Below are 25,214 nucleotides of genomic sequence, written 5' to 3' on the forward strand. Positions count from 1 at the left end.
GGATTATCCCGCAAATTAATACATGCAGCACGTATTGTATCTGCGTATTGACAACTCAGCTTCCATTTACCCGTTGAATCCCGGCTTTGGCCCGCTGATCAAGTGAATTTTTATAGTCATGCTCTTTCATGTCCAGGCAGGCCTGGTAACATTGAATAGCTTTTGCCTTCTCTTTACGTTTTTCATAAATATACCCCATTTGAAGGGAAGCTCTTGCTGCAAAATATTCAGGACGGCTGGCGCCTGTTCTCACTGTCACCTCATACATAATGATCGCATTATCATCCATTCCCATTTCGTCATAAATACGACCCAGGCGGTATGCATATTCCAGCTTATCTTCCATACGGTCAAAATCTGCCGCCTTTTTTGTCTGCAACATTTTCAGTGCTTCGGCAAAAAATCCACCATCACTCAGCAGCCGTGCTTTCAACAATAAAGGATTCGGCCATTTACCACTCTTTGCATCCTTCAGCGCCTGTTTATCAGCATCGGTTTCCGTGTTGCCACGAGTCAGGATCATAGTCCGGTATTTATTGGCAGCCTCCATATTCCCATGCATGTAATAATACCAGCTTAACCTCTGTAAGCACTCCTTCACATAAAACTTTCCCTTAAACTTGTCAAGGAAGCGTTGAAAATAAATATTTGCATCCTCGTCCTGCCGGGATAATTTCATCTCACCCAGCAAATAGTACAGGTATGGGATATCCGTATATTGCACACTGTCATTCCGCTCTGTTAGTATTTTAATACCTATTGCTGCCTTCTGATTGTTCATGGCAATGTTTGCCACCATCAGTGCAAACAGATAGTTGTTCTTAGTATCCAGCTGATGCTGCTGAATGAATGCCCATACCTCTTCCGGTTTATTTTCTATGAAGAGTTTCAGGTAACAATAGTAATAATAAGCCTCAGGTTTAAATAGCACAGCTACATCTGAATTACTGTCAATCACCTGTTGTACCTGTTGCATACCCTGTTTGATACTGCCTTTCAGTCCCAATATATTAGAGATCCAGCGGTATCCCTCAGGAATGGTACCAAATACTGTTTGCATAGCACCCGCCATCATGTTATTAGGAAGAAACTGCGGAAACTTTTTCTGGTTATCTTTCAACATCACATATGCCTTACGTATTTCCCATACGGCATCCCATTTTTCGCTGAACTTTATCCTTACCATTCCCCATTGGAACCTGATAGCTGCCTGTGTATATATATAATACGGAGAGTTGGAAGGACCTTCCTCCATCATCGCAAGGCGTTCTGCACGCATTCCTTTTCTTTGTGCATACAGGGCGGGATCTTCATTAAAAAATAAGGTAAAAAAATCAGTGTAGTTATCCAGGAAATAAGGAATCAGGTTATCGGGATGCGCTTTTTTCTCTTGTTCAAGCAAAGCTGTTCCTGCAGCCAAACGAAGTTGCATAATAGCTTCATAAGCTTGCTGACAGCGGGGATTAAAGTCGTAGACTTTTTGCCGGCCAGAAACTGAACTAGTGATAGTAAAAAATAACCCCAGCAGCAATAGTGTACGTGTGAAAATCAACATATCAGATTTTAAATTCCGGGCTCAAATCTCCAAATTCCAAACCAAACTTTCTATATACCCTTCTGCTGAATGTAAAAGTCCCGGGTATTTTGCCCGGGACTTTACAGTATGAAATAAACTAAAAATTGAGAATTTGCCTGTTACTTAGATAGTTACAGTAGCATCCAGGTCGTTATCCACCAATACACGTCCGCAATGTTCGCAAACGATGATCTTTTTACGCTGGCGTATTTCTGCCTGACGTTGTGGAGGGATGGCATTGAAACAACCACCGCAGGAATCACGGGCAACAGTTACCACGGCAAGACCATTACGGTAATTTTTGCGAATCTTTTCATAAGCACCCAGTAAACGAGCCTCTACTTTAGTGCGGGCCTCATCACTCTGTTTGCGGAAAGCTTTCTCTTCCTTATCAGTCTCAGCTATAATCTTTTCCAGTTCGCCTTTCTTATGCTTCAGGTTAGATTCCTTTTCTGCAATTGCTTTTTTAGCAGATTCCAGTAAACGGCTCTTATCCTTTACTTCTTCGTTTGCGTCTTTGATATGCTTTTCTGCCAGTTTGATTTCCAGCGACTGCATTTCAATTTCCTTGGTGATAGCTTCAAACTCACGGTTGTTCTTCACGTTGTCCTGCTGCTTCTCATATTTCTTCATCAGGGCTTCAGACTCTTTTATTGCCGCCTTTTTATTGGTGACAAAGTCCTGAATACCACGGATTTCATCTTCCACATGGGTAAGACGCGTATTCAACCCTTCGATCTCATCTTCGAGGTCTTTTACTTCCATTGGCAACTCCCCTTTCAACACCTGGATTTCATCCAGTCTGGAGTCCATCTTCTGTAGTCTAAGTACAGACGCCAATTTTTCTTCTACGGAGTATTCTTTTACAGTAGCCATGTATTTATAAATAATTTACCGGGTTTGTACGAATTGTAGATTTAAGAGGCGCAAAATTACGGAATTTCTCAGTCAATATATGATAAAATAATTCAACCGTGAACTGTTCGCTCTCAAAATGCCCCACATCCGCTATAACTAATTGATTTTCAGCATCAAAAAACTCGTGATATTTAAAGTCCGCAGAAATATAAGCATCGGCTCCAGCGGAAATTGCCTTTTTTAACAGGAAACTACCCGCTCCACCGCAAAGTGCTACCTTTTGGACCGGCCTGCCCCTCAAAGGAGTATACCGGACGCAGCCGGTACGGAATTGCTGCTTTACCATCTGTAAAAAAGCCAGCTCCTCCATTGGCTCCGGCAGGTTGCCAATAAGCCCTGAGCCTACTTCATTATATGCATTCCCGAGTTTTACCACATCATAGGCCACCTCTTCATAAGGATGGCTATCTAATAATGCCTGGACCACACGCGGTTCCAAATATAGGGGAAAAATCACTTCCAGCTTCGTTTCGGGTTCAAGATGCAGCTGTCCCACCTGCCCGGTATAAGGTTTGGCCCCCTCTCCTGCTTTATACCCACCGGTACCTTCCACGTTAAAACTGCATTCACTGTAATTCCCTATATGTCCGGCCCCTGCTGCAAACAAAGCATTCTGAACTTTTTCTGCCTGTGCATGAGGCACAAAGGTGTACAGCTTAGCCAGTAATTCCCGCTTGGGGGCCAACACCCTGCAATCCTGCAATTGCAACTGACGAGCCATCATTTTACTAACGCCATTACGCACATTATCCAGGTTGGTATGCGCTGCATATACCGCTATATCATGTTTGATAGCTTTAATAGCTACCCGCTCTACATAATTGCTGCCATTGATCTTTTTCAAACCACCGAACACAATAGGATGATGTGCTACCACCAGGTTACAACCGCGTTCAATAGCTTCACTGATCACAGCTTCTGTTGCATCAAGCGTTAACAATACCCCCGTTACTTCCCAGTCGGCATTACCAAATAGTAATCCGGCATTATCATAACTCTCCTGGTATTGAAGTGGCGCATAGGCAGCAATGGCGTTGGTAATCTCCCTGATTTTCATACCAACAAATATGAAAGGATTTATTTAATTTTAAAAATTACAGTTTGTTAACCAAATATTATAAAATGGAAAAAACTAAAAAGCTAATCCCATTAGCTGAGGAAGAGATCATTGGTAAAATCTATTTCATCAGAGGTAAAAAGGTACTGATTGACAGGGACCTGGCCGCATTATATGGCGTGGAAACACGGGTACTGAACCAGGCAGTAAAGCGAAATCTTAAACGATTCCCGCCAGACTTTATGTTCCAGTTAACAGCTGCTGAATTTAAAAATTGGACATCACAAATTGTGATATCTGGTTCTGACAAAATGGGATTACGTAAGCCACCACTGGCATTTACAGAGGAAGGAGTAGCGATGCTTTCGAGCGTGTTAAATAGTGAAATTGCGATTGCCGTGAACATACAGATCATCCGTATTTTTAGTCGTATGCGGGAAGCCTTTTTAACGCAAAAGGATATTTTGCTGAAACTGGAACAACTGGAAAGGAAAATGGAAAACCGTGATACAGATATACAAACCATATTTGCAGCGTTAAAAGAATTGGTTCACATTCCTCAAACAGAAAGAGCACTCATTGGTTTTAAGCAACAGGAAGAATAACTTTACCTTTGCAAAAAATCAATAGCATGGTAATTGCAAAATCCTCCACGGAACTTTACGGTGAATACAAAGCCAAAATGCAGCAGATAGCCGATGTTCGCAACGCTATAGCCGTGTTAGGCTGGGATCAGGAAACCTATCTCCCTGAAAACAGTGCGACATTCCGGGGACAACAAATTACCACGCTAAGCTCCATTGCTCATGAAATGTTTACAGAAGAGCAGCTGGGCCAACTGCTACAGGAACTCCATTCCCGGGGTGACCTGGACCCAGTATCGGCTAAAAACATAACACTTTCACTGGAAGACTATGAGAAAAATAAAAAATACCCTGCCAGCTTCGTGGCAGAAATGTCTCAAACAACAAATGAATGCTATCATGCCTGGATAAAGGCGCGGAAGTCTGGTACTTATGCAGACTTTGAGCCGGTACTGGCAAAGATGGTCGAGCTGAAAAAGCAGGAAACAACCATTCTCGGTTATCAGGGCCATTGTTACAATGCATTACTGAATGAATACGAGAAAGGGGCTACTACTACCATGCTGGACACTGTATTCACAGATGTAAAGACAGCCCTCACACCACTGTTGCGTCAGATTGAGCAAAAGCCCCAGGTTAATAAGGATTTCCTGCATCTGCACTACGATCGTAACCATCAGTGGACTTTCGGGATCGACTTGCTGAAAGCGATGGGCTATGATATGAAAGCCGGCAGACAGGATATTTCCGAACATCCTTTTACTACCAGCTTCAATCCTCAGGATGTACGTGTAACCACCCGTATAGATGAGAATGACTTCGGGAATATGACCTGGAGCTGTATTCACGAGGGCGGGCACGCCCTCTATGAGCAGGGACTGGATATCGCAGCTTATGGATTACCCACCGGTGAAGCTGCCAGCCTGGGTATCCATGAATCACAATCCCGGCTATGGGAAAATAACGTAGGCAGGAGTCTCTCCTTCTGGCAACACCACTACGGGCCATTACAACAGGCATTTCCTGGTAATCTTCAATCTGTTAGCTTACAAGATTTTTATAAAGCCATTAACCAGGTAAGACCTTCCCTGATACGCACAGAAGCAGATGAACTTACTTATCATTTTCACGTTATGATCCGGTATGAAATCGAGAAAGGATTACTGGATGGTACTTACAGCACTAAAGATCTCCGGGAGTTGTGGAACCGTTATTATAATGATTACCTGCATGTTACTGTTCCCAATGATGTAGAAGGTGTTTTGCAGGATATTCACTGGTCGCATGGCAGCTTTGGTTATTTTCCTACCTATTCCCTGGGCAGTTTTTATGCCGCACAATTTTTTGCAGCTGCTGAACAACAAATATCCGGATTAAATTCATACATTACGAATGGAAACTATACGAAGTTATTAACCTGGCTTCGACAACAAATCCACCACTATGGCCGTTATTATACGTCCAATGAATTATGTGAGAAAGTGACGGGTAAACCATTGGATTTCAAATATTTCCTGGATTATGCCACTAAAAAGTTTGGGGATATCTACACCTTATAATTTGTCTTAACATATTGATATACTTATATCTATGCTGTTATCTTTACAGGTAGAGTTTGGAATAACTTTTGTGTTATTTTTGAATCCGTGGGTGAACTATAACCTAATGATTACGTTTACTTAACTAGAATAATCGAGCCGAATATATTAAATTTATTTTTTTATCATTTTATACAACCTATGCTATCTGTCTGAAACCAAGGACATTTAGCCATATCGGAGAATGAAACACCAACACCTGCGCCGCCACCTACTTACAGGTTATACTATGTTATTCCTGTTTGCAATACTACTGTTTACCAGTGCAAAAGCACAGGCACAGAATGTTGCAGAATTTACCGCCGACAACTGGACTGGTTGTGGTACTGCTTATGTTCAGTTCATTAACCAATCAACTCCTGTGGGAGGATCCGCCTCCTGGGATTTTGGAGATGGTGGAACCAAATCCACCATATGGAATGCAACCCGGGCTTTCAATAAACCAGGTGTATATGTAGTCACGCTGACAGTTACCTTTCCAGATGGTAAAACCGCCTCTGTAAAGCATACTGTGAACGTTTACAATAAACCGAATGTAAAATTCACCACTACTCCGGTTGATGGATGTACACCTTTGAATGTAACTTTTACGGACCAATCAACAGCGGGAGACGGTACCATTTCCAGCATTAACTGGGACTTCGGAGATGGTAACGGTGCCACGGGATCTACGGCTACCTATACTTATAACCAGGGCATGGATATAATAGCCAGCTCTATCGTTACAAACAGTTTCGGTTGTACGAATAGTGCTGACCAGATTATTAAAGTGAAAGCTACTCCACAGGTAGCTTTTACAAGTAGTAACCAGGGAGGATGTAAGTCGCCCGTTTCAGTAAACTTTACCAATAATACATCCCTGAATACTACTTCTTCTGTTCCGGTAACTTATGAATGGGACTTCGGAGATGGTAGTACCAGTACGGATATGAACCCTACTCATGTTTACACTACAAAAGGGAGCTTTACTGTTACATTAAAGGCTACTACCGCCGACGGATGTACACAAACACTTGTCCAGCCCAATTATATATTGGTTGCTACCATGCAGGCCGACTTTTCTATCGTAGAAAAACCCTGTAGCGGTATTAACCTTCATTTTACCAATACCACCAAACCGGACCCGGTATCTGCTACCTGGACTTTCTCCGACGGTAGTACGCAGAATACTGTAGACGCTGTAAAAACATTTGCCGCTGCCGGAGATTACGACGTAACGATGAACTCTATCACGGTAGATGGTTGTGATGCAACTGTTACAAAAACAGTTCATATTACAGATCCTCCTCAAGCCAGTTTTACAATATTGCCCGCAACAGCTTGTTCCGTGCCTGTAAATGCAACATTTACTGCCACCACTACCGGAGCTACTGCATGGCAATGGGATTTTGCAGATGGTGGTACTGCTACCACGCAAAACCCTGCACATCAATACACCACGGAAGGCGCATTCAATGTTACTCTGGCAGCAACCAGTGCTGAGGGCTGTGTTGCAACAGTGAATAATACCATTAATATTAAGAGGCCAATACTGTCTATTTCCGGGCCTACCGCAGGATGTATACCGGTAACTGCCACTTATACACCTTCAATAGGCAGTGCAGATCCTGTAGTCAAATATGACTGGAATTTTGGAGATGGCGGTACTTCTACAGTCCAGATACCAACACATACATTTACAGTGGAGGGCAACTATGTAGTATCTCTGACTATTACTACGCAGGGAGGATGTACACAAACTGCTACCCTGCCGGTAAGAGTCGGTACTCCTGTAGTGGTAGATTTCACTGTAGATAAAACCAGCGGATGCCAGCCAACTCTTTTCTCATTTACCAATAAATCAGTACCTGCAGGACAGGAATGGTTCTGGACCTTTGAAGAAAATAATGGTTCTATTGGCTCATCTTCATTAGAAAATCCTACTTATGTTTTCAATAGTATTGGTAAACATGATGTGACACTAGTGGTGAATAATAACGGTTGCGTACGGCAACTTACAAAACCAGACTATATAGAGATATTTCCACCAGCTGCAAGTTTTAACGTAGCCCAGCCGGATTGCGGAAACATCTTCCAGCGGATATTTGTAGATGCGTCTGATTTCGGAACCGGCACAACAAAAATCTATACATGGGATTTTGGTGATGGTACTCCTACCTCTGACGTTCCGTCTCCTACTCATACTTATGCAGCAGCAGGTTTGTACACTGTAATACTGACTGTAGACAATGGAAGCTGTACTTCCAAATGGTCAACTACAGTAAACATTATCACCGATAAGCCGGTGATTACTCCAGACCAGACCGTAGTTTGCCGGGGTACCGCTGTCAACTTTACAATGAATCCAGTACAGGCAGGCAACTATATAAACTTTCAATGGGATTGGGGAGATGGCAGTACCACTCCGGCACCTGCAAATTCACCTGTCTCCCATACTTATCTGGCGCCGGGCGTGTACCAGGTAAAACTGACCCTTACAGATATTTATATGTGTCAGCATATTTCTGATCCAATAACCATCACCGTGAACGGTTCTATTGCCGGTTATACTATTAACCCACGTCAATGTAAGGATGAACCGATTTCCTTTACGGACATCTCTACTACACGTGCAGGTAATACAATTGTTTCATGGACATGGGATTTCGGTGATAATACTGCGCCTTTAACATCAACTACCAAACCAGTAAATGTAACTCATACTTACAGTGCGATCAGTAACTATCCGGTAACACTTACCGTAAAAGATAATACCGGATGTACTGATACTTATACTGATATCGTTCATATTGCTAACATAGTAGCTAGCTTCGGGGCCAATGACAGCATTGCCTGCTTAAATCTGCCTTTCAAGTTCAACAATTCCTCTACCGAAGATCCACTTACTTATGCATGGACTTTCGGAGACGGAGGTACCAGCACAGATAAGGAACCCTTGCATACTTACACTACTCCGGGCGTTTATAATATTACACTGGATATTGTTGGCAGCACCGGCTGTACATCTCATGCAGAGATCAAGAATTTCCTCCGGGTACCTAATCCGATAGCTGATTTCACCGTTCCTTCAGTAGCAGCAGATGTTTGTCCGCCGGTAAAAATTCAGCTGACTAACAACTCTTCAGATTATGTACGTTCAGTATGGTCTTTAGGAGATGGTAGTACTTCTACAGAAAATGATCCGCTACATAACTATATAAGGCCTGGCACCTTCCCTGTTTCTTTAACTGTTTATTCTGCGGGTAATTGCGCAAGTGCTCCTGCCGGGCCGAAAAACATCACGATCGCTGGTCCTGATGGTACATTCAGCGTTACACCTGAAACAGGTTGCTCGCCACTCTCTATTACTATGACAGCGGTATCATCCAATGCAAAAAAATACATCTGGGATTTTGGAAATGGCTATTCCGTTACAACAACTACACCTACCTCTCCTGCTTATACGTATCCGCAGGAAGGTGTTTATTTCCCGGTAGTATTGCTGGAAGATGATCGTGGATGTAAAGTAGCCGCCCTTGGTAATCCTAAAGTAGTATCAGATAAAATTCATGCAGATTTCAGTACTGATTTAACCCAGGCGTGTGATGGTGGCACTGTTTTCTTTACAGACAAGACAACCGGAATATCAACAGAAATGGGATTAACTCCAACTTTTGCGTGGGACTTTGGTATAACCACCCGCACAGATGATGTAGGTTCAGGTGCTACTCCAACTTTCGATTATACAACACCAGGAACATATACAGTTAAACTGACCAGTACCAGCGTTTATGGTTGTGTAGACGATACCACAATGGACATCCTTATAGAACCCAGACCAGTTGCGGTGATTACTCCGGTAAATCCCATCTGTGCAGGAACATCAGTACAGTTACAGGGACAGGATACCAAAAACCTGCCGAATACCAAATGGGTATGGACTGTAGCCGGAAAGGATTATAATGTAGTCACTCCTCCGGCCATCACCTTCAATAATGCCGGCAGTCAGCCCGTGCAGCTTGTGATTACTACTGCCAGCGGTAATTGCAGTGGTACCGATAATAAAACTATTGAAGTATCCGGATTCCCGGCATTACAGCCATCTCCTGCCAGTGCAAGTATCTGCCTTGGAGATGCCATACAGATCCTGGCAAATACAGATCCAGGTGTACAGATCAACTGGACTGATTATAAAATATCTGACCCTCAAAGCGCCGCTCCAACTGTCAGTCCTGAAATTGATACTGTTTATCATGTAGTGGTTGAAAATACAGTTGGATGTAAAACAGAAGCTGATGTGCCTGTAAAAGTTTCACAGCCATTCCAGATAACGGTAAGTGATGTGGAAATGTGTGTAGGAAAAACAGTACAGCTGCAGGCTTCCGGAGCTGTACATTACAGCTGGTCACCAACAACAGGACTCAATAATCCAACAAGTGCCACCCCAATAGCCAGTCCGGAAGTAACCACCACCTATCAGGTGACAGGTACAGGCAATGATAATTGCTTTACGGATGTAAAAGATGTTTTGGTAACCGTACATACATTACCAACTGTAAATGCAGGAGAAGATGTGGTACTGCCAGTGGGTTCTTCTATACAGATACCGGCTACCATCAGCAGTGATGTTACCAAACTGGAGTGGTTCCCGCCAAGCGGACTCACTTGCATTGACTGTCTTACACCAACGGCTACACCCAAACAGACCACGGATTATATCTTAACTGCTACCAATCAATATGGTTGTATAAGCACTGATGAGATCAATATAAAAATGGTGTGTGAGTCAGGCGTAGTATTCCTGCCTAACACATTCACACCTAACGGTGACGGACAAAACGATATTTTTTATATCAGGGGAAAAGGAATCAATACAGTGAAATCCTTCAGGATCTATAACCGCTGGGGACAACTGATATTCGAAAGGTCAAATTTCAATATAGAAGATGCAGCATACGGTTGGGACGGAAAAGCAAAAGGTGCGCTGGTAGATCCTGATGTATTTGTTTATGTGGCTGAATTGGTTTGTAATACCAATGAGTCATTCACACTCAAAGGAAATGTGATGTTACTGAGGTGATGCCACAATATAATACCATACCATAAAAACTTGGCAGCATGAGAATGATTTGTAGAAAACTGTTATTGGTACTCAGCATTTGTAGCGTACATCAGCTGTCTGCGCAGGATATCCACCTGTCACAGTTTTATGAAACGCCTATTTTGCGTAACCCTGCACTGATAGGTATTTTTAATGGAGATTACAGAGTACAGGCTGTTTACCGGAATCAATGGAATAGTGTAACCATCCCGTACCAAACAGGTGCATTGAGTGCGGAACTTAAATTCCCGGTAGGTAAAAGTGAAGATTTTCTTACCACAGGGATTCAGTTTACATATGACAGGGCAGGCAGTGCCCGTCTGCAATCCGTGCAAGCCTTACCTGCGGTGAACTATCATAAGAATCTCAGTCAGACCAAAAACATGTTTCTCTCCCTTGGTTTTATGGGGGGCATTGTACAAAGACAATTTGACGCTACCAAGCTGACATTCAATAACCAGTACATGAACGGGCGTTACGACCCCACAGTTGCATCCGGAGAAGAAGGCCACCTGGCATTACGAGGTTATACTTATGTGGATATGGGGGTAGGTATGAGCTTCAACAGCACTATCGGAGAAGACATCAACTATTTTATAGGTGCTGCACTTTTCCACTTTAACCGTCCTAAAGTATCTTTTTATAAGGATAACAGTATTACCATGGACCGCAAGATCACTATTAATGCAGGGATCACCATCCCGGTTGATGAAAGGGTAAAAGTAATCGGGCAGTATAATCAGTTACATATGGGCAGCTATTCAGAATACATTGGTGGCGCCCTGGTAGGGTACAGCCTGCTGGATCAGGGATTGGAAAGTACCCGTGCAATATATGGAGGATTACTGTTGCGCTGGAATGATGCTATTATTCCTTCCTTCCGCCTGGATATGGAAACTTATGAAATTGGGTTAAGCTATGATGCAAACATTTCCAAGCTCAAAACTGCCAGTCAGACTTTTGGCGGATTTGAATTATCTCTTGTATTCAAAGGTTTCCTGAACAGTCGCAACAGTACACTGGAAAGTGTACATTGCCCAAGATTTTAAACAAATACTATCTTTACAAGAAATAAACAGTCGAATATATGAGCGTAAAAATTGGTAGTAAAGCACCTGCATTTTCATTAGTGAATACAGAAAAACAAAAGGTTTCTTTAGACGATTTCAAAGGGCAGAACCTGGTGATCCTATTTTTCCCGATGGCATTTACAAGCACTTGTACAGCAGAGCTTTGCAGCATCAGGGATAACATTTCAATGTATAATGGTCTTAATACTGCGGTAGTGGGTATATCTGTGGATTCTCCATTTACTTTGGGCAAATTTAAGGAAGAGCAGAAGTTGAATTTCCCCCTTTTGTCCGATTTTAACAAAGAAGCATCCCCGGCTTATGGTGCATTTTATGAAAATTTTGTACTGGACCTGAAGGGAGTATCTAAGAGAGCTGCTTTTGTGGTGGATAAAGAAGGTGTGGTAAGGTATGCGCAGGTTTTAGAGTCCGCTGGAGACCTACCTGATTTTCAGGCAGTTAAGAATAATTTATCCAGCTTACAATAAAAAGAATTTAAAAAGCGTTAAAAAATGTACAAAACTAATGGCAAGGCATCCTATTTGGCTTGCCATTTGTTATTTTTACAACAGATATTTTGAAATAAATGGAGTGATATTTAAAAAAATCTTTATCTTTATATTATGTGGAAAACCTTTACACTATTACTAACATGTTTTATCTGCCTGTTGTCCTTCTCGGGGAAGGCACAGAGCAATAAACTTCCATTTAACGATGGTGGTAATAAAATTGTAAAGCTATACCCTAACCCCGCTACCAGTAGAATCAATTTTGAATTACAACATTCTAATAACGATCAGGTTTATGATCTTATTGTATTCAACTTTTTAGGAAAGCAAATTGATCAGATAAAGAATCTTAATACGCGTACAACTGTAGAGTTGGATAAATATTATAGTGGTCTTTACATTTTCCAGTTACGTGACAGGCAGGGTACGCTTATAGAATCCGGCAAATTCAACGTAGTTAAATAGTTTTTATACTTCTTCTAAAATAATTGAACAGGGCGAATGGTAATCATTCGCCCTGTTTTTATTTAAAGCTGTTATTCTGTTTTGTTTGAAGGAAACGTTCTCCTTTCTTTGGAAATAAACAAACTCCGTTAGGAATTCCTCTTCCAGGAACTGCTAACGGAGTTTGATTCGATATATTAAATACTATTGTACTTCTACTATCAGGAACTTCAAATAAGTTGTATTTTCTATATTCCACATAATCGGATGGTCCTGTGCCTGAGTCTGAAAAGTTACCTGCCTTAATTTCTTCTTGGCATCTTTCGCGGCCATATCAATGATTTCCAGGAACATGGAAGGAGGTACAAGATTCGTACAGGAAGCTGTTACCAGGAAACCACCTGGTTTCAGCAACTTCATTCCCCTAAGGTTGATCTCTTTATAACCGGTGATGGCTTTCTGGATATTTTCCCTGCTTTTAGTAAATGCCGGAGGGTCCAGAATCACCACATCAAACTTCTTATCTTCTTTTGTCCACTGTTTTAATACATCGAATGCGTTAACTGCCTGAAACTTACAGATATCATCCAGTTTATTCAGCTGAGCATTACGACGGGCAGTATTTACAGCGTGCTCAGAAATATCCAGTCCCATTACGCTCTTAGCACCATAATAACCGGCATGACATGAAAAAGTGCCAGTATAACAGAACGCTTCCAGTACATCTGCCCCTTTTACAATGTGTTGAATAGCCCTCCGATTATCCTGCTGATCAAGAAAATAGCCCGTTTTCTGGCCATTTTCAATATCTACATGGAACTTCAGACCATTTTCATTAATAATGAGGTTCGTATCAAAGGGTGCTGTCAGGAAACCTTTCTGCTGAGGCATGCCTTCCAGTTCACGCACTGGTACATCATTTCTTTCATAGATCCCTTTGGGAGAGAAAATCTTTTGTAAGGCGTTTACAATGGCACCTTTCCAGCGATCCATTCCCAGGGCCAGCGTTTGTATAACAAAATAATCGTTGAACTTATCTATTACCAGCGCAGGCATTTCATCCGCCTCCCCGAACACCAGACGGCAGTTTTCCACGTACCCCAGCTGCTGGCGGTATTTCCAGGCCTTCAGCAGGCGGCGGTAAAAGAACTCCTCATTAATCGCTTCTTCCTTATCCCGGGTAAGCAGGCGTACCAGGATCTGTGACTGTGGATTGATATATCCCCTGCCAACAAAAAAGCCCTGATGAGTGAAAACATCCACTATATCTCCTGCATTCACATCTCCGTCAATCTGCCCCACTTCATTTCCAAATATCCAGGGATGGCCGTGCAGTACGCGATTCTGGATCTTTTTCTTTAAAAAAACTTTAGTCATTATCAATGTTTCGAGGCCGCAAAGGTAAGAAAAGCTCCGTTAGCACCTCTCTGTTCCTTAGATTTGTGTCAATTTGTCTTTTCAGGGCCGGTTGGCAAGCAAATTGACTGTATGCCCATAGAAGACAAATTTACTTCATGACTGAAAAAGATAATGATATGCAGACAAACGGACAGGACACCGAAATTGGTAACACGCCGGATATTAATGCTGATGAGAATATGGCCGGTACCAGTCACATGAACGATGCCTTGACTGATGAAAGCGCTCAGGATAAAAAACAACAGGAACTTGACGAAATGAGGGATAAATACCTTCGTTTGATTGCAGAATTCGATAATTACAAGAAACGTACTGCCAAAGAACGTATAGAATTGATGCAAACTGCCAATAAGGAAGTAATTGTTTCCTTACTGGACGTTTTAGACGATAGCGAAAGAGCCGCCAAACAATTGGAAACCACTACAGATATCAATGCCGTAAAAGATGGTGTAATGTTGGTTTTCAACAAGTTAAAATCAACCTTGCAAGCTAAAGGCCTGAAACCTATGGAAAGTTTGCATACAGAATTTAACCCGGATCTGCACGAAGCCATTACTGAAATACCAGCACCCACCCCGGATTTGCAGGGTAAGGTAGTGGATGACATGCAGAAAGGTTATTATCTTAATGACAAATTGATCCGTTACGCAAAGGTGATCGTAGGGAAATAAGTGACTTTCTGACAGAAATGTTTTTCATTAACCACGCCGGCATTATTGCCGGCTTTAGTGTGATATATGTCTACCAAAAGAGATTTTTACGAAATACTGGCAATTTCCAAAACCGCTTCCCAGGATGAAATAAAGAAGGCTTACCGTAAAGTAGCCATGCAATACCATCCCGACAGAAATCCCGACAATAAGGAAGCTGAAGAAAAATTCAAAGAGGCTGCTGAAGCCTATGAAGTATTAAGTGATGCCGACAAACGGGCACAATACGACCGTTTCGGTCATGCTGGCATGGGCGGTAGCCGCGGTGGCGGTTACGGCGGTGGCAACATGAACATGGATGATATCTTCTCTAACTTCGGAGACATCTTCGGGGATGATATCTTTGGTAGCTTCTTCGGCGGCAACCGCGGTGGCGGTGGTGGCGGCAGACGTTCCCGTGGAACCCGCGGATCTAATCTCAGGATCAAGATCCGTCTTACCTATGAGGAAATTGCCAAAGGTGCCAACAAGAAAATAAAAGTTAAAAAATATGTGCCCTGCAGCCATTGTGGCGGTTTGGGCGCTAAAGATAAAAATGCATTTCAAACCTGTAATACCTGCGGTGGTTCTGGCCAGGTAAGGAAGGTTACACAAACCTTCCTGGGACAAATGCAGACTGTTACCACCTGCCCTACCTGTCATGGTGAAGGACAAATCATTACCAGCAAATGCGGACACTGTAAAGGTGAAGGCCGCATGTATGGTGAGGAAATGGTCAACATCGATATCCCGGCAGGTGTACAGGAAGGTATGCAATTAAGCCTGAGCGGTAAAGGAAATGCGGGTGAAAGAGGCGGTGCTCCCGGCGATCTGCTTATTCTGATAGAAGAAGAACCTCATCCGGAACTACATCGCGATGGATTAAACGTTGCCTTTGATCTGTACATTTCCTTCTCGGATGCCGTATTTGGTACCCAATTGGAAGTACCAACCATTGATGGCAAGGCTAAGATCAAAATCCCGGCAGGTACCCAGAGTGGTAAAATCTTCCGCCTGAAAGGAAAAGGATTCCCTTCTGTAAACTCTTACGAAAAAGGCGATCAGCTGATCCATATAAATGTATGGACACCACAACAGGTAAGTGCTGAAGAAAAAGCATTCCTGGAAAAAGCACAGTCGTCCGAAAACTTCCGGCCTAACCCGGAAAAGTCAGAGAAAGGATTCTTTGAAAAAGTAAGAGATATTTTCAGTTGAAATTAATACAGGACGCTTCTAACAGAGCAAATTATGCCTGTTAACAGCAATACATTACAGACTCCGTTAGAAATCTCCTTCAAGGGATGACTAACGGAGTTTGCCTTTATGGGTATATTAGCGATGTTGGGGCCATTCTCTTTTAATTGTTTTATTTTTACAGGTTACATGTTCGATCCATCCAAACTACAAATGCTAGAAAACCGGCTGATAAAAGTGTTCAAACACCTCCGTAAAACAGCTCGCCGGCAAAACATTACCTGCTACAGGGTATATGATGACGATATTCCGGAATTCCCATTCAGTATTGATCTGTATGAAGATCATGTATATGTTTCCGAATATCAGCGACAGCATGGGATGGAGGAAGAGGCGCATGAAACATGGCTTGACAGCTCTCTGGAAGTAATAGCCAAAGTACTGGAAACTCCGCCCGGTAAAATCTTTGTAAAACAACGGCAACGCAAAGCCAGCCGGCAGGATCAATATGAGAAACTCTCTTTTGAAAGTCATGAGATGATAGCACATGAAGCCGGGCTTTCTTTCAAAGTAAATCTCTCTGATTATCTTGATACCGGTCTGTTCCTGGATCACCGGATTACCCGTGGTATGGTAAGGGCAGAATGTGCGGATAAGAAGGTACTTAATCTATTTTGTTATACGGGTTCATTCTCGGTATATGCAGCAGCAGGAGGAGCCTCGCAGATCGTTTCTGTGGATCTCTCAAAGACTTACCTTGCCTGGGCAGAAGAGAATATGAAGCTGAACGGCTTTGATACAGACAAACATATTGTTGTACATGCAGATGTGCTGCAATATTTAGATACATTGCCCGCCAATGAATTTGATATAGTAGTACTCGACCCTCCTACTTTCTCCAACAGCAAACGCATGAAAGAGTTCCTGGATATTCAGCGGGACCATGTGACTATACTGAATAAAGTGTTGCATGCTACCAAAGCGGGTGGTACCGTTTATTTCAGTAATAACTACCGCCGTTTTGTGTTGGAAGCAGACCAGGTAAATGCGTCTGCTATCAAAGACATTACAACGCAAACCATCCCTTTCGATTTTCAGCAGAAGCTGATCAGGAAGTGTTACAAAATAACGAAGTAAGAAATGAAGATATTGGTTGCCGGAAAATTTGATCCTGCCTACAACAGAACAAAGATCATCCTTGATGGCCTGCTGGCGCAGCCAGGCGTATCGCTTTCCTTTTACAATTATAAAGAGAAAAATAAGTTGCACCTCCCTGCCCTGCGTAAAGCTTGTCAACAGGCAGATGTTATCTTCCTTCCTTCTTTTACTCATTTGAATGTACCACTGATAAAATGGCTGTCTGGAAAACCTGTCATTTTTGATCCGCTGATTTCCCGTTATCTGACTAAAGTATTTGATTACAAACAGGTATCGAAATACTCTCCAAGAGCATTAAAAAATTTCCTGAAAGATAAGATCTCCATGAGCATGGCTGATCTCGTATTGTGCGATACTCAGGCGCATCTTCAATATTTTCATAAAACAATCGGTATCCCATTAAATAAACTGCAGATTCTCCCTGTAGGCGTGAATACAGACGATTTCAAGCCATCACCCGGACAACGTAACAACAATGTTTTTATTGCTGGTTTTTATGGTGGATTTATTCCCTTACAGGGAACAAAGATGATCGTGGAAACTGCTAACTATTTACGGAAACATACAGATATTCATTTCCGGCTGATTGGTAACGGATTTGAATATAATACGATGAAAAAACTGGCGGATGATTATCAGCTCACGAATATCAGCTTTCCGGGTTGGGTAGATTATAATAAGCTGGCAGAAGAAGTAAATGCATTTGATCTCTGCCTGGGGATTTTTGGAGAAACACAGAAAGCAGATGTTGTGATCCCTAATAAGATTTTCCATTACGCTTCCCTGAAAAAAGCTATCATCACAAAAGATACACCCGCTATCCGTGAGATCTTTGAAGATGGTAGTGATATATTGTTATCTGAAAACAATGCTGCTGCAATAGCAGAAAAAATACTGCTACTGAAAAATGATCCTGCACTACGCACAAAGATCGCTGCTAATTGTTATGAAAAGATTACAACCAGTTATAATCACCTGGCAATAGGTAAGAAATTCCTGGCAATGGCCACAAAATTATTATCCTCCTGATACCTCTACGTTCTCATCTACGTCTGGCTCCACAGAGACAGTAGCAGTACGTCTATTCATATTTAAAAGCAGGTGCATATACTTACTGGTAATATGCTGCAGACTATGTTTACTGCAGGTATAATCGTATGCGCGCCGGATGATCCTTTCACGTATTTCCGGTTTATCCAGCAATATGTTCATGCCATTTGCCAACATGCTATGCTGTTTGATACCGCATGCAATACCACGTCCTCCCTGCACCAGATCAGATAATCCACCAGCATCGGTAGACACTACCGGAACTTTGTACATAAAAGCATCCAGCACACTGCTACCCAGTCCTTCCTGTTCTGAACTCATTGCAAATACATCCAGTATGGAAAACACATCCTCCACATTCTCATAAAACCCCATCAACCGGTATACCTTTTCCAGTCCGTATTCTGTGATTTTCTGCCTCACCTGTTCTTCCAGGTTTCCCTTTCCGAAATGCAGGAACACAAAATCTTTCCGGATAGCTGCCAGCTCACGTACCGCTTCTACCATTGTAAGCGGATCCTTATGTTGTACAATCGCAGCTGTAGTACCTATTATCCGTACATCAGCAGGAATATCCTGTTCTTTCAGGATCTGCCGGGCTCTTTCATTGTTCAAAGGCTTGGATACGCTGGCACTGGAAATCAGCTGAACATCGGCCGCACCAAATTTTTCGAGTATATTTTTAATAGCATTGCTGATAGCCACTACCTTATCTGTCAGTTTATATTTAAGCAATGTCATTCTGCCGCGGGGTACAAAATCCACCCGTCTGGTAAAGAGGATCTTTGCCTGATGGAATGGTTTGGATAAAATGCAATAGGTAAGTATATGAGAAGTTTGTGCATGTAACACGTCGTATCTCCATCCCCTTAAAATCAGGTAAAACAATACACCGAAAATATTTGAGTAGGAAATTACTTTAAACCCTTCTGCCCTGGCTTTAGTTTCCATGGGGTAATTCTTTCTGCATAACAGCGCTACACGAACGCCTGAATCCTTAAATCCCTGCATGCTATAAAGGGTTTGACGCTCTCCTCCACGCCATGAACGCTCGAAATTTAATTCGAGAATCCTCAATGATTTGCTCCTCCGCATAGATTTCTCAAAGTTTTAGTTCGCCGGTTGTTATTCTCTTCTTCTTTAGATGCATAAATCGGGCAAAGTTTAATGGCATAAGTGGAGCTTAACAGTAAATAACACTTGTAGAGAATTGTCGCAGGATAATGAGAAGTAAATAATTTATTCCAGACGGCCTGATTTTTTCAGTTCTTTTACCAGCTTTAATAGTTCTTTCCGGTAGCCTCCGGGGTCATCGGAGATTGATTTTTTTGCCAGTTCCAGCACCATTTTGCCGGAACCATTACCTTTATAGGCAGACTTCCGTAATAACATGCCCAGCAGGGCTACAGCGCTTGAAAAACGAAAATCGGAAGTGGCATCTGAAAAGGAAACTGGTACTCCGGGGACTTCGTAATTGATCGTATGTAAAACAGTATCAGCAGGTTCGCGATATTGCAAAGCCACTTCTGCCAAAGGAGAGCCTGCTACAGTGGCTCCTGCCACAGGAATGATCTCATAAATAGCAACTGCACAATGTCCGGCTCCGATAATACCGCCGGATATCTTATCGCTGTTAGTGGCCTCATCCTTTATCACTTTATTTTCATATCCAATTAGCCGGTAGGACTTTACCCTGGCGGGATTGAATGCTACATCCGCTCTTACATCCTTGGCAACGGTAAATAAGGTACTACCAAATTCCCTGGCAAAGATTTTACTGGCTTCTTCCAGGTTATCTATATAGGCGAAATTGCCATTTCCTTTTCTGGACAAAGTTTCCAGCTTGGAGTCTTTATAATCCTTCATACCAAAACCCAGGCAGGTAAGCAATACCCCGGTTTCCTTTTTACCCAGGATCAGTTGTTCCATATCCTGATCGCTTGTCTGCCCTACATTAAAATCGCCGTCTGTAGCCATTATAACGCGGTTATTCCCTTCCTTGATGAAGTTCTCTTCTGCAATCTGGTAGGCTAGTTTGATAGCGGCCTCACCAGCAGTGGCTCCACCAGCACTCAGGTAGTCGATCGCATTCAGGATTTTATCCTTCTGGTTTCCTGGCGTGCTGGGCAGTACTACACCGGGTGTTCCTGCATAAGCAACAATAGCGACGTGGTCATTTTTCCTCAGATTATTCACCAATATGCGGAATGCAGCCTGCAGTAGCGGTAGCTTATTTGGGGTACCCATAGAACCGGAAACATCTATCAGAAAAACAAGATTACTGGGGGGCAAACTATCAATATTAACAGCTTCACTTCGTACCACTATCTGCAGCAATTCATGTGCAGGTTGCCAGGGGCAGCCTGCGTAACTACTGGAAATAGCCAGTTTTTTGCCGGGTGGTGGCAGTGGATAATGGTAATGGAAATAGTTTACCATCTCTTCTATGCGGACAGCATCCACAGGGATGCGCTCTTTTAGATGTATAAACCGGCGGATATTACTGTAGGCAGCTCGGTCTACATCTACAGCAAATATAGAAGTCGCTTTCACGGCGGTTTCTATGAATTTATTCTCGTAAAGTGTTCCGTAAGTTTCATCAAAAAATGCTCTTATTCCCATACTGGAATTACCATAATATGGATTGGAGCTATGAGAAAAACGTTCGCGTGCAATGGCTTTCGCCTTTGAGATAGGATCGTCAGTACCGTCTTGAGTGTCCATATCCACCAGGATACGGTTATAGGTTCCCACCGCCACCTGTTTGGGGCGATATTTATTGTGCCTGAATAACAGCACCGCATCTCTGGAGGGAACCGCTATACGGAAAAGGCCATATTGATTGGTCGTTACCTTAATCGTATCATTGATCACTTCGACAATCACTCCTGATAAGGGATTATGGGAGATACTGTCTTCAACAGCACCGGTTATCCAGATTTTTTGGGCGTTTACAGGTACAAGGATTATTAAGCTGCCCAGCAGCATAAGGAGCCTTTTCATCAGTGTTATATCATATACGCGTAGTATAAATATAACAAAAAAAGTGCTGTCTTATACAGCACATAACGAATAGATATGAGGAAGTTACGTCGCTTACTCTACCAGCTGATAGATCTCAGGAAGGTTACGTCCAAGGCCATCATAATCCAGGCCGTATCCCAGGAGGAACTTATTGGGAACTGAAAAACCCAGGTAATCGATGGGTATTTTATATTGCAATGCGTCCGGCTTGGTGAGCAGGGCTGCAATTATCATCTTCTTAGGCTGCTGGTGTTTCAGTTGCGGCAGGAACTGGCTTAATGTTTTACCGGTGTCCACAATATCTTCCAGGATCACTACTGTACGGCCAAAGAGGTCTTCATCCAGGCCGATAGAGGTAACTACATTGCCGGTGGATTTGGTTCCTTTATAGGAAACCAGTTTGATGAAGGAGATCTCTGCTTCGATGGTGATATATTTAAAAATATCCGCAGCAAACATAAAAGAACCATTCAGGATGGCGATGAACAGTGGTTTTTCTCCCTCCAGGTCTTTATTGATCTGTGCGGCCAGCTCCTGAATACGATTCTGCAATTCTGCAGCATTAATGTAAGGTTGAAATTTCTTGTCGTGCACCTGTATTACAGACATGTGATTCGGTTTACTATTTAAGATGTCTACATTTTTCCTACCAAAAGTCGTTGCCCTATTTTGATATCGTATGCTTCTATGTGATTCCATTCCTGGAGCTGCGCTATTGATACATTGTATTGCTTTGCAATACCATATAGGGTTTCTTTAGGTTGCACCTCATGATATAACGGTCCCTGAGCATTTTTCACTACAGGAGCGGGTGCAGGATTCTTCACTGCAGGAGTTACGGGAGTTGCCGGTGTGGTATTCTTTACCACAGGGGCTGCGGGTGCTGCTACCGGGTTTGCAGGTGTGTTACTACCTGCTGGTTTCACTTCTGCCACCTTTTTCAAATCGTCCACCATTCCCGGAGGAAGACTATTCTGTGCAGGAGCTGCCTGTTGCTGCTGTTGTGCCACCGCTTGTTGCTGTGCTGCCTGCTGCGCTGCTTCAACCTGTTCCTTCACATCTTTTACAATAGCACGGGGAGACAAATCTCCCTCTGTTGGATCTTCTTTAGGTGCTTGCTTAGCGAGGCGGGGAACGCTGCTTGCATATCCTGCCAGGGCCAGTTTTTCACCTGCTGCGGGTTCCTGTCCTTCTTCCATTTTATTACGGCGGCGCAGCCAGCGTAACTGGATCCCTTCTGCCTGTGCAATGTCATACATTGTTTCACCGGACTTCACCACATGATAATCATCTTTCCCCTGTTTGCTCTTTTTCTGCAGATAGATAAACATATCTTTCGGCAACAGGTTATCATCCTGCAAATCGTTATAGCGAACCAGATTTCGCAGTTTTATATCATTGTCATTCGCCACCTTAATCAATGCAGTACCTGCCGGCAGGTAAATTACCTTACGGCCGTTGATCTCAAATACTCCTTTTGGAATAGCAGCTGTGTTTATGCCAGATGATATAGTAGCCGATGAGCCAGCTGTTGTACGGCCGGGTTGATCATCGCGGATTTCCGCATCTTTTGCAGCACGGCTATCTTCAAATGTACCGGCTGTTGCTACTCCTTCTGCCTGTAACGTATATTGTTGCAGGTTATAATCTTCTATAATTTTGATTAGTTGCTGCGGATAAGTTTTGCTGGTAGCATAACCTGCCTGTTTAAGACCATAGGCCCATGATTTATAATCCTCTGCCTGGAACTGGAACAGGAAGGCATACCGGGGATTATTCTTCAGAAACTGGGAATGATCACGATAAGAGTCTGCTGCTGAATTATATTTACGGAAACATTCCTGCCGGGCATCATCATCATAATTAACCGTTGCACCCGTCCAGTTATTCTTACATTTAATACCGAAGTGATTGTTGGAATTCAACACCAGCCAGCCATTTCCGGATTGTGTTTCCAGAACGCCCTGGGCCAGTGTGATAGAAGCAGGTATCCCATTTGCCTTCATCTCATTTATTGCTACATCCTTGTATGTAGCAATGTATTGCTGCGTACTCATGGTTTGTGCTTCCAGCAATGGCATGCAGCCAATAAGAAAACTAACCACTAAAAAGCATCTCTTTAGTTGCATGTATATTGATTTAATGGGTATTCAGATCAGTCAGCTTTTCTGATCATTAGTAGTCCATCCCTAATTGTTAATAATAATTGTTCTGCCCGTACATCTGCTGCTACCTTTTCACAAAAGTTAACCATTGCTTTGGCATTATTGCTTTGCTGTGCTTTATCCAGCAGCGTTTCACCGTGATAGAGCACATTATCTGCGAGAATAAATCCACCAGGGCGCAATTTACTCCATACAAGATCATAATAATGCTCATAGCCTGTTTTATCTGCATCAATAAACACCAGGTCAAACACTTCATCCAGTTCCTGAATGATACTGGCAGCTTTACCGATATGCATTTTTATTTTATGTGAAAGACCAGCTTCTTCGAAGTATCGCAGACACATATCCTCTCTTTCTTCATTAATATCTATCGTATGCAGGATCCCGTTTTCAGTTAAGCCCTGTGCAAGACAGATCGCTGAATACCCGGTGTACGTGCCCAGTTCCAGTATACGTGCGGGCCGCAACATATAACTTACCATACTCAGGAAGTTTCCCTGCAGATGGCCACTTAACATATGCGGCTGCTCTATTTTTAAATACGTTTCGCGATTCAAGCGCTGAAGCAATCCGTTTTCCGGACTGGTATACTTTTCCGCGTATGCTTCTACTGCAACAGGTATTAATTCCATGAGCATAATTTGTGCAAACCTACGAAAAATGCTGAATGCTTAATCCTCAACGCATATCGCAGCTTTCATATTGCATAAACAAGATCATTAGAAATTAGGCCGCAACTTATTGGTAGTATAAAATACCCTGAAATATTCCACCACTTCATCTGCTGTATCAAATAACTTCAACAGTCCAAGATCTTCCGGTGAAATGTTACTTTCTTTTTCCATCATCACTGTACGGATCCACTCCAGCAGCCCACTCCAGTATTCCCTCCCTACCAGTACCATAGGCGTTTCCGTCATCTTCTTTGTTTGTATCAGTGTAGCTACTTCAAAGAATTCGTCCATTGTACCAAATCCTCCGGGCATCATCACAAATCCCTGGGAATATTTGGTGAACATCACTTTGCGGACAAAGAAATAGTCGAAGTTCAGGTTCTTGTCGTAATCTACATATGAATTAGGGTATTGCTCATGCGGCAGTGTAATGTTCACTCCTACAGATTTTCCCTTTGCTTCCTGTGCACCTCTATTGGCTGCTTCCATCACACCCGGACCACCACCGGTAATGATCCCGAATCCTTCATCAGACAGCCTTCGGGCTATTTCATGCGCCAGTTCATAATACTTGTTTCCCTGTTTAGTACGTGCTGAACCAAATAGAGAAATACAGGGACCCATTTTGGCAAGGGCCTCAAAACCATCTACAAATTCGGCCATGATCTTAAAGATCTGCCAGCTTGAATGTGCTTTGGTTTCGGTCCAGTCTCTTTCCTTCAGGTGCTTTAAACGATCATTCATTGCCGGAATTTATTTGTTCATTAAAGGGCTAAAATAGTGAAAAGTGGCGTGTGAACCATTCAACATACTGAAAAACAGGACTAAAAAGAAGCAGGTAACTCAAAAGAAACCTGCTTAACATTTAACACGTTATGAACATGCAACCGCCGTTGTCAGGCTAGCCGCATAATTTTTATCCATAGCAGGCATAACGTAACTTTATTATAATTTGAGAAATGCAATCATTGATACCTGGATAGCAGGAAGAGTAAACAGGGC

Annotated in this window: 20 protein-coding genes; 10 read left to right on the forward strand and 10 right to left on the reverse strand. The window is 42.7% G+C overall.

All coding sequences use genetic code 11. The features are described 5' to 3' along the window. Nucleotides 1–55 precede the first annotated feature (55 nt). From BM176_RS02575 to BM176_RS02585, 3 genes are all read right to left on the reverse strand, one after another. The gene (locus BM176_RS02575) at nt 56–1,555 is read right to left on the reverse strand and encodes a tetratricopeptide repeat protein (RefSeq protein WP_090099239.1); all 1,500 of its coding nucleotides are present in this window, start codon (nt 1,553–1,555) and stop codon (nt 56–58) included. Between the two features lie 144 nt (nt 1,556–1,699). Beyond that, nucleotides 1,700–2,452 carry a zinc ribbon domain-containing protein gene (locus tag BM176_RS02580; RefSeq protein WP_090099241.1) on the reverse strand — a complete coding sequence of 251 codons (753 nt, stop codon included), beginning with the start codon at nt 2,450–2,452 and terminating at the stop codon, nt 1,700–1,702. A gap of 4 nt (nt 2,453–2,456) precedes the next feature. Next, a complete protein-coding gene (locus tag BM176_RS02585) occupies nt 2,457–3,551 on the reverse strand; it encodes a Nif3-like dinuclear metal center hexameric protein (RefSeq protein WP_090099243.1) in 1,095 nt (364 codons plus the stop codon). A gap of 65 nt (nt 3,552–3,616) precedes the next feature. Here BM176_RS02585 and BM176_RS02590 point away from each other — a divergent pair, with 65 nt between their 5' ends. From BM176_RS02590 to BM176_RS02615, 6 genes are all read left to right on the forward strand, one after another. After that, nucleotides 3,617–4,156, forward strand: a complete 540-nt coding sequence (locus BM176_RS02590; protein WP_090099245.1) for an ORF6N domain-containing protein — start codon at nt 3,617–3,619, stop codon at nt 4,154–4,156. A 26-nt stretch (nt 4,157–4,182) separates the two neighbouring features. Continuing rightward, complete coding sequence (locus tag BM176_RS02595; RefSeq protein WP_090099247.1) at nt 4,183–5,694, forward strand: carboxypeptidase M32; 1,512 nt, start codon at nt 4,183–4,185, stop codon at nt 5,692–5,694. A 223-nt stretch (nt 5,695–5,917) separates the two neighbouring features. Then, a complete protein-coding gene (locus tag BM176_RS33055) occupies nt 5,918–10,792 on the forward strand; it encodes a PKD domain-containing protein (RefSeq protein ID WP_090099249.1) in 4,875 nt (1,624 codons plus the stop codon). 38 nt (nt 10,793–10,830) lie between these two features. After that, nucleotides 10,831–11,862, forward strand: a complete 1,032-nt coding sequence (locus tag BM176_RS02605) for a PorP/SprF family type IX secretion system membrane protein (RefSeq protein WP_090099251.1) — start codon at nt 10,831–10,833, stop codon at nt 11,860–11,862. A gap of 38 nt (nt 11,863–11,900) precedes the next feature. Next, nucleotides 11,901–12,371: a redoxin domain-containing protein gene (locus BM176_RS02610; RefSeq protein WP_090099253.1), complete on the forward strand. Its 471-nt coding sequence runs from the start codon at nt 11,901–11,903 to the stop codon at nt 12,369–12,371. A gap of 135 nt (nt 12,372–12,506) precedes the next feature. Beyond that, entirely contained in the window at nt 12,507–12,857 is a 351-nt protein-coding gene (locus tag BM176_RS02615) for a T9SS type A sorting domain-containing protein (protein ID WP_090099255.1), read from the forward strand. Between the two features lie 183 nt (nt 12,858–13,040). Here BM176_RS02615 and BM176_RS02620 read toward each other — a convergent pair whose 3' ends face one another. Continuing rightward, nucleotides 13,041–14,213, reverse strand: coding sequence for a class I SAM-dependent rRNA methyltransferase (locus tag BM176_RS02620; protein ID WP_090099257.1), 1,173 nt, complete (start codon nt 14,211–14,213; stop codon nt 13,041–13,043). Nucleotides 14,214–14,350: 137 nt separating this feature from the next. On the opposite strand from BM176_RS02620, the gene BM176_RS02625 reads away from it, so the two are divergent. The 4 genes from BM176_RS02625 to BM176_RS02640 all read left to right on the forward strand — a co-directional run bounded on the left by BM176_RS02625 (nt 14,351) and on the right by BM176_RS02640 (nt 18,325). Beyond that, complete coding sequence (locus tag BM176_RS02625; RefSeq protein ID WP_255373412.1) at nt 14,351–14,926, forward strand: nucleotide exchange factor GrpE; 576 nt, start codon at nt 14,351–14,353, stop codon at nt 14,924–14,926. A 66-nt stretch (nt 14,927–14,992) separates the two neighbouring features. Next, entirely contained in the window at nt 14,993–16,159 is a 1,167-nt protein-coding gene (gene dnaJ / locus BM176_RS02630) for a molecular chaperone DnaJ (RefSeq protein ID WP_090099259.1), read from the forward strand. A gap of 168 nt (nt 16,160–16,327) precedes the next feature. Further along, complete coding sequence (locus tag BM176_RS02635; protein WP_090099261.1) at nt 16,328–17,275, forward strand: class I SAM-dependent methyltransferase; 948 nt, start codon at nt 16,328–16,330, stop codon at nt 17,273–17,275. A 3-nt stretch (nt 17,276–17,278) separates the two neighbouring features. Then, on the forward strand, nt 17,279–18,325 hold the full coding sequence (locus tag BM176_RS02640) for a glycosyltransferase (protein ID WP_090099263.1): 1,047 nt from the start codon (nt 17,279–17,281) through the stop codon (nt 18,323–18,325). Here BM176_RS02640 and BM176_RS02645 read toward each other — a convergent pair. From BM176_RS02645 to BM176_RS02670, 6 genes are all read right to left on the reverse strand, one after another. Beyond that, nucleotides 18,314–19,441: a glycosyltransferase family 4 protein gene (locus BM176_RS02645; protein WP_090099265.1), complete on the reverse strand. Its 1,128-nt coding sequence runs from the start codon at nt 19,439–19,441 to the stop codon at nt 18,314–18,316. The genes BM176_RS02640 and BM176_RS02645 overlap by 12 nt on opposite strands. 144 nt (nt 19,442–19,585) lie before the next feature. Then, complete coding sequence (locus BM176_RS02650) at nt 19,586–21,349, reverse strand: YfbK domain-containing protein (protein ID WP_090099267.1); 1,764 nt, start codon at nt 21,347–21,349, stop codon at nt 19,586–19,588. Between the two features lie 93 nt (nt 21,350–21,442). Further along, nucleotides 21,443–21,979, reverse strand: coding sequence for a hypoxanthine phosphoribosyltransferase (hpt, locus tag BM176_RS02655; protein ID WP_090099268.1), 537 nt, complete (start codon nt 21,977–21,979; stop codon nt 21,443–21,445). A gap of 26 nt (nt 21,980–22,005) precedes the next feature. Continuing rightward, nucleotides 22,006–23,499, reverse strand: a complete 1,494-nt coding sequence (locus tag BM176_RS02660) for a glucosaminidase domain-containing protein (RefSeq protein WP_090099270.1) — start codon at nt 23,497–23,499, stop codon at nt 22,006–22,008. 26 nt (nt 23,500–23,525) lie between these two features. After that, a complete protein-coding gene (locus BM176_RS02665; RefSeq protein ID WP_090099272.1) occupies nt 23,526–24,170 on the reverse strand; it encodes an O-methyltransferase in 645 nt (214 codons plus the stop codon). 87 nt (nt 24,171–24,257) lie between these two features. Further along, nucleotides 24,258–24,956: an LOG family protein gene (locus BM176_RS02670; protein ID WP_090099274.1), complete on the reverse strand. Its 699-nt coding sequence runs from the start codon at nt 24,954–24,956 to the stop codon at nt 24,258–24,260. Nucleotides 24,957–25,214 lie beyond the last annotated feature (258 nt).

The organism is Chitinophaga sp. CF118, from assembly GCF_900112615.1.
Classification (GTDB): Bacteria; Bacteroidota; Bacteroidia; order Chitinophagales; family Chitinophagaceae; genus Chitinophaga.